This is a genomic window from Nocardioides sp. (assembly GCF_044226305.1).
GTDB lineage: Bacteria > Actinomycetota > Actinomycetes > Propionibacteriales > Nocardioidaceae > Nocardioides.
Genome location: NZ_JBGAHF010000039.1, coordinates 1 through 6174 on the forward strand (window position 1 = coordinate 1; position 6174 = coordinate 6174).

Annotated in this window: 6 protein-coding genes; 2 read left to right on the forward strand and 4 right to left on the reverse strand. The window is 73.0% G+C overall.

Going from position 1 to position 6174, the window contains the following annotated elements; translation table 11 throughout:
- The coding region (locus tag ACILQ5_RS21215; protein WP_395660023.1) for an NADase-type glycan-binding domain-containing protein at positions 1-791 on the forward strand (791 nt) is incomplete at its 5' end.
- A 4-nt stretch (positions 792-795) separates the two neighbouring features.
- On the opposite strand, the gene ACILQ5_RS21220 is transcribed toward ACILQ5_RS21215, so the two are convergent.
- Positions 796-1794: a threonine aldolase family protein gene (locus ACILQ5_RS21220; RefSeq protein WP_395660024.1), complete on the reverse strand. Its 999-nt coding sequence runs from the start codon at positions 1792-1794 to the stop codon at positions 796-798.
- Positions 1795-1829: 35 nt separating this feature from the next.
- On the opposite strand from ACILQ5_RS21220, the gene ACILQ5_RS21225 reads away from it, so the two are divergent.
- The gene (locus tag ACILQ5_RS21225; RefSeq protein WP_395660025.1) at positions 1830-2468 is read left to right on the forward strand and encodes a hypothetical protein; all 639 of its coding nucleotides are present in this window, start codon (positions 1830-1832) and stop codon (positions 2466-2468) included.
- A 3-nt stretch (positions 2469-2471) separates the two neighbouring features.
- Here ACILQ5_RS21225 and ACILQ5_RS21230 read toward each other — a convergent pair whose 3' ends face one another.
- The 3 genes from ACILQ5_RS21230 to ACILQ5_RS21240 all read right to left on the reverse strand — a co-directional run bounded on the left by ACILQ5_RS21230 (position 2472) and on the right by ACILQ5_RS21240 (position 5954).
- On the reverse strand, positions 2472-3032 hold the full coding sequence (locus ACILQ5_RS21230) for a plastocyanin/azurin family copper-binding protein (RefSeq protein ID WP_395660026.1): 561 nt from the start codon (positions 3030-3032) through the stop codon (positions 2472-2474).
- Positions 3033-3100: 68 nt separating this feature from the next.
- Positions 3101-4438, reverse strand: a complete 1338-nt coding sequence (locus ACILQ5_RS21235; RefSeq protein ID WP_395660027.1) for a class II 3-deoxy-7-phosphoheptulonate synthase — start codon at positions 4436-4438, stop codon at positions 3101-3103.
- A gap of 58 nt (positions 4439-4496) precedes the next feature.
- On the reverse strand, positions 4497-5954 hold the full coding sequence (locus ACILQ5_RS21240) for an APC family permease (protein ID WP_395660028.1): 1458 nt from the start codon (positions 5952-5954) through the stop codon (positions 4497-4499).
- Between the last annotated feature and the right edge of the window lie 220 nt (positions 5955-6174).

Consider the following 6174-nt stretch of genomic DNA (forward strand, 5'->3'; position numbering starts at 1 on the left):
CCCGGCCCGCGCACCCGGGCCAGGTGCCGGGCCCGCCGCGGTACCCGCTCTTCGCCGACGAGGTGGGGCAGCCCGCGGGGGCCGCCGACGTCCCGCCCGGCCAGCCCCCGCCGTACCCGCCCCCGTCGTACCCGCCCGCACCCGCGCCGCGAGGCCGGCGGCCCTGGTGGCCGTGGCTGGTCCTGGCGGCCGTGCTGGTCCTGGTGGTCGGCGTCGTCGCCGGCGTCGCCACCCTGACCGGCGACGACGAGACCGGCGCGCGGGCCCGTCCCGGCGGGCACGGGTCCGGCTCCTCGGGGTCGGCGCCGGCGTCCGGAGGCCTGTCGGGACGGTCGACGGCCCAGGTCCCCGCGACGGCACCGCCCAACCAGGACACCGCCGGCAACCGCACGACGTACGACGCCGCGAACCTGCTCGACGGGGTCCCGGAGACCTGCTGGCGGATGCCGGGCGACGGCACCGGCGGGGAGGTCACGGTGACCCTGCCCGGCCGCACCCACCTGCGCAGCGTCGGGATCGTCAACGGCTACGCAAAGACCGCCCGGGACGCGCAGGGCCGCGAGCTCGACTGGTACCACGGCAACCGGCGGGTGCTCGCCGTCGAGTGGGTCTTCGACGACGGCACGACGGTGGCGCAGGACCTCGACGACACGACCGCCGTGCAGTCGGTCGACGTCGACGTCACGACCGCGACCGTGGTGCTGCGGCTGGTGGAGGTCTCCCCGCCCGGGACCGGTCCGGCGTCGCGCGACTACACGGCGGTCAGCGAGATCTCCCTGGTCGCCGGCTGAGCCGTCAGGCGACGAGCCGCGCGAGGACGCCGGCCGCCTTCTCGGCGTCGTCGCGGGACACGCCGAGGTGGGTGACCAGGCGGACGGCGGTCGGGCCGACCGCCGAGACGAGCACGCCCTCCTCCCGGGCCGCCGCGACCAGCGCGGCCGCGTCCGGTCGCCGCACGACGACGATGTTCGTGTCCACGGTCAGCGGGTCGACCCCGGCGGCCTCGGCGAGCAGCCGCGCGTGCTCGTGGTCCTCGGCGAGCCGCTCGAGGTGGTGGTCGAGGGCGTGCAGGCCGGCGGCGGCCAGGATGCCGACCTGGCGCATCCCGCCGCCCATCCGCTTGCGCCACACCCGGGCCTCGGCGACGGTGTCGGCGCTGCCGACGAGCAGCGAGCCGACCGGCGCACCGAGACCCTTGGAGAGGCAGACGGCCATCACGTCGGCCACCGCGCCGTACTCGGCGAGCGGGGTGCCGGTCGCGACGTGCGCGTTCCAGACCCGGGCGCCGTCCATGTGCACACCGACCCCGGCGGCGGTCGCGAACTCGCGCAGGTCGAGCAGGTCCGCCAGCGGGAGCACGGCGCCGCCGGCGAAGTTGTGGGTGTTCTCGACCGAGATCGCTGCCGTCGGCACGAAGAACGGACCCATGTCGGGGGCGAAGATCGCGCGGATCGACTCGAGGTCGACCTGGCCGCGCGGGTGGATCCAGGTGCGCATCGTGAGGCCGGTGTAGGCGCCGTGCGCCCCGAGCTCGGCGCGCGCGATGTGGGCGCTCGCCTCGCACAGCACCTCCTGCCCGGGCCCGACCAGCGAGCGCACCGCGAGGACGTTCGCCATCGACCCGGTCGGGGTGAACAGCGCCGCCTCGTGGCCGAACAGGCCCGCGACCCGCTCCTCCAGCGCCGCAACGGTCGGGTCCTCGCCGTACACGTCGTCGCCGACCTCGGCACCCGCCATCGCGGCGCGCATCGCGTCGGTCGGCGAGGTCAGGGTGTCGCTGCGCAGGTCGATCACCGCCCCATCCTGTCAGGCGGCTCTACGCTCCCGGGATGAAGATGCGTTGGTACGCCGCGTCCCCCGACCGCCGGACCCGCCAGGTCCTCGCCGACCTCGCGGTCGTCGCCTGGCTGGTCGTCTGCCTGTGGCTCGCCCACGGCGTGCAGGCGCGCTTCGACGACCTCGCCGACCAGATCCGCCGCGCGGAGACGGCGACGGCCAGCATCTCCGACGGCCTCACCCGGGCCGGGGACGCCCTCGGCGGGGTCCCCCTCGTGGGTGAGTCGGTCCGCGAGCCGTTCGACGCGGCGGCCGGCGCCTCCGACCGCCTGGGCCAGACCTCGCTCGAGAGCGCCGACCGCACCGAGCGGGCCGGCACCTGGCTGGCCGTGGTCCTCGTGGTCGGTCTCTTCGGGCCGGTCGGCGTCCCCTACGGCCGGCGCCGGTACCGCTCGGCCCGGGACGCCGGTCGGATCGAGCTGCTGGCGGGCGCCCCGGGCGGCAGCGACCTGCTGGCGCTACGAGCGCTGACGACCCTGCCGGTGCACGTGGTCGCGGCGGCCGTGCCCGGGGCCGCCGACGGCTGGCGACGCGGCGTCCCCACCGTGGTCAGCGCCCTGGCCGACCTGCAGCTGCGTGAGGCGGGACTGGACCCGGCGCGGGTGCGGGCGGCGGTGGCCGGACCGGGCTGAGCCTCAGCTCGTCGTGACCTTCACCGCGGGCGACCACCCGGAGGTCGACGAGCCGACCTGGGTGCGGGCGCGGACCGCCCACGTGCCCGGCCGGTGGAAGGACGCGGACACCCCGGAGGTGTCGGTACGCAGCGCCTTCCACGTGCCGGTGCCCTTGCGGACCTGGACGTCGTAGGTCGCGTCGCCGGCGGCGACCGCCCAGCGCAGCGTCCAGCCGGAGTCGGCGGCGCCGGTCCGCGACACCGGGACCCGGACGGTGCCGCGCATCGACGGGTGGATCGTGCACTGGTAGGGGTAGCTGCCCGCCCCGTCGAACGTGTGCGTGAACGTGTCCCCACCGGACTTCGCGCCGCTGTTCCAGAAGCCCTGGGTCGAGGTGCTGGTGTGCGCCATCGCGTCGGGGTAGGTCCAGGTGACGGGGCTGCCGAGCCCGACGGTCAGCGACGCCGGGGTGAACCGCATGTCGGCCACCGACACCGTCGGGCCGCCCGAGATCGCGGGTCCACCGGGTACGGCGACGAGGCCGGCTGCGATCAGCAGCCCGGCCAGCAGACGAGTGATCATGGCGGGAACCTAGACCCGCTTCATGAGAACCGCTGCCCGGTCAGGCCGGGCGGATCAGGCCGGGCGGATCAGGCCTGGCGCAGCATCTCCGCGACCAGGAACGACAGCTCGAGCGACTGCACCCGGTTCAGCCGCGGGTCGCAGACCGACTCGTAGCGGTGCGCGAGGTCGAGGTCGGTGAGGTCCTCACCGCCGCCGACGCACTCGGTGACGTCGTCACCGGTGAGCTCGACGTGCAGGCCGCCGGGCCAGGTGCCGAGCGAGCGGTGCACGTCGAAGAAGCCCTGCACCTCCTCGATCACGTCGTCGAAGCGGCGGGTCTTGTAGCCCGAGGAGGCCTCGAAGGTGTTGCCGTGCATCGGGTCGCACACCCAGGCGACCTCCAGGCCCGCGGCCTCGACCTTCTCCACCAGGTGCGGGAGACCGTCCCGGATCTTCCCGGCGCCGAAGCGGGTGATGAAGGTCAGCCGGCCCGGCTCGTTGGCCGGGTTGAGCTTCGCGGCCAGCGCGAGCGCGTCGTCCGGGGTGGTGGACGGGCCGAGCTTCACGCCGATCGGGTTGCGGATGTGGCTGAGCAGCTCGACGTGCGCGCCGTCCAGCTGGCGGGTGCGCTCCCCGATCCACACGAAGTGGCCGGACACGTCGTACGGGGTGCTCGTGCGGGAGTCGATGCGCGTGAGCGCGTGCTCGTACTCCAGCACCAGCGCCTCGTGGCTGGAGTGGAAGTCGACCCGGTGGAACTCGTCGGGGTCGGCGCCGATGGCCTGCATGAAGGTGAGGGCACGCTCGATCTCGTTCGCCATCGCCTCGTACTTCTGCCCGACCCCGGACTCGCGCACGAAGTCGGTGTTCCAGGTGTGCACCTGGCGCAGGTCGGCGTAGCCGCCGGTGACGAAGGCACGGACCAGGTTGAGGGTCGCGGCGCTGGAGTTGTAGACGTCGACGAGCCGCTGCGGGTCCGGGACCCGCGACTCGGGGGTGAAGTCGAAGCCGTTCACGGCGTCGCCGCGGTAGGCGGGCAGCGTGACGCCGTCGCGGGTCTCGAGGTCAGAGGAGCGCGGCTTCGCGTACTGGCCGGCGATCCGGCCGACCTTCACGACCGGCACCGAGGCGGCGTACGTCAGCACGACCGCCATCTGGAGGAGCACGCGGAGCTTGTTGCGCACGTTGTCGGCGGTGACTCCGGCGAACGTCTCGGCGCAGTCGCCGCCCTGGAGCAGGAACGCCTCACCCCGCGCCACGGCGGCGATCTTGTCCTTGAGCTCGTCGCACTCACCCGCGAAGACCAGCGGCGGCGCGGTGCGCAGCCGCGCGACGGCGGCGTCGACCGCGGCGCGGTCGGGGTACGACGGCTGCTGGGCGGCACCCAGCGCGTGCAGCTCGGACAGGGACGGGACGACACTCACCCGTCCAGGGTACGGCGCGCCGGCGCTCTTCCCCGATTCGGTGGTCCCGCCTGAGACGTCAGTCCTCCATGTGCTCGATGTCGCGGAACCCGGTCTTCTTCGCCCGGACCGCCCGGTTGGTGAACCAGGTGAACGCCCACAGCACGATGCCGAGCAGGAGCAGCCCCCCGGCGACCTGGTACTGGATCCAGTCCTCGCGGTCGCGGGCCCACGGGCCGGCCAGGAACAGGCAGGCGACCGCTCCGGCGAGCGGGACCCAGCGCGGGGCCTGGAACCCGCCCTCGGCGCGCGGGTCCCGGCGCAGCACCATGCAGGCCACGTTGACGACCGCGAAGACGCAGAGCAGCAGCAGCGCCGTGGTGCCCGAGAGCGCCACGATCAGGGAGGTGTCCGCGTAGACCGTGACGACCGCGATCAGGCCGAGCGCGAGCAGCGTGGAGAAGATGATGCCGGCGTACGGCGTCCGGCGGCCCGGCAGCACCTTGCCGAGGGTGCGCGGCAGCACGTCCTGGTGCGCCAGGCCGTAGAGCAGGCGGCTGGCCATCAGCATGTTGAGCAGCGCGGTGTTGGCGACCGCGATCACCGTGAGGAACGGGAAGACCTTGTCGATCGGGAGTCCGGGAGCGCCCTTCTCGACGACCGCGAGCAGCACCTTGCCCTCGTCGGCGACCACGGCCTCGATCTGGCCCTCGGGGATCACGGCGATCACCGAGAGCGCGACCAGGACGTAGAACACCACGGCGATGCCGAGGCCCGTGAACATCACCCGCGGGAAGATCCGGACCGGGTCCTGGGTCTCCTCGACCATGTTGACCGAGTCCTCGAAGCCGACCATCGCGAAGAAGGCGATCGCGGTGGCGACGGTGACCGCGAGGAACAGGCCGCGGTCGGACTGGGAGTCGAAGACCACGATCCGGCCCATGTCGGCGTCGCCCTTGGCCATGACCCAGAAGCCGATCAGGATGACGATCACCAGTGCGGCCATCTCGATGAGCGTGAGCACGACGTTGAACTTCACGCTCTCGCCGACCCCGCGCAGGTTCACCACCGCCAGGAGCAGCATGAACCCCATCGCGACCGCGGTGATCGCGGTCTGACCCTGGGGCACGTCCCAGCCGAGGCCGTCGAAGCCGGCGAGCAGGTTGGTGGCGAGCAGGTTCGAGGACGTCGAGGCGCTGGTGATGCCGGAGCAGATCACCGCGAACGCGACCAGGAACGTGACGAAGTGGATGCCGAACGCCTTGTGCGTGTACAGCGCCGCCCCGGCGGCCTGGGGGTACTTCGTGACGAGCTCGAGGTAGGAGAACGCCGTCAGCGTGGCCACGGCGAACGCGACGATGAACGGCAGCCACACGAGGCCGCCGACCTCGAGCGCCATCTCGCCGGTGACGGCGTAGATGCCCGCGCCCAGGATGTCGCCGACGATGAACAGCAGGAGCAGCTTCGGGCCGAGCACCCGCTTCAGGTCCGGGGTGGGGCCGTTGACGTCGACGGGCTCGGCGCTCTGGGTGGTCATGCGACCAGGCTGCCCCGGTGATCCCGTCGTCAACCACGATCGGGCAGATCAGGCTCGAGGACGACTCGGTCTCGACACGCCGGGTCAGACGGTATGACGTGACCGCCTCGGTGTGAGGGGGTTGCAGGCCGGGGCCTCTCACATGCATGTACGTGGGTTGTCGGGCAGGAGTGGCCTGCGCGACCTATCCACAGGCATAGGAGGCCCCGGTGTTCACTGA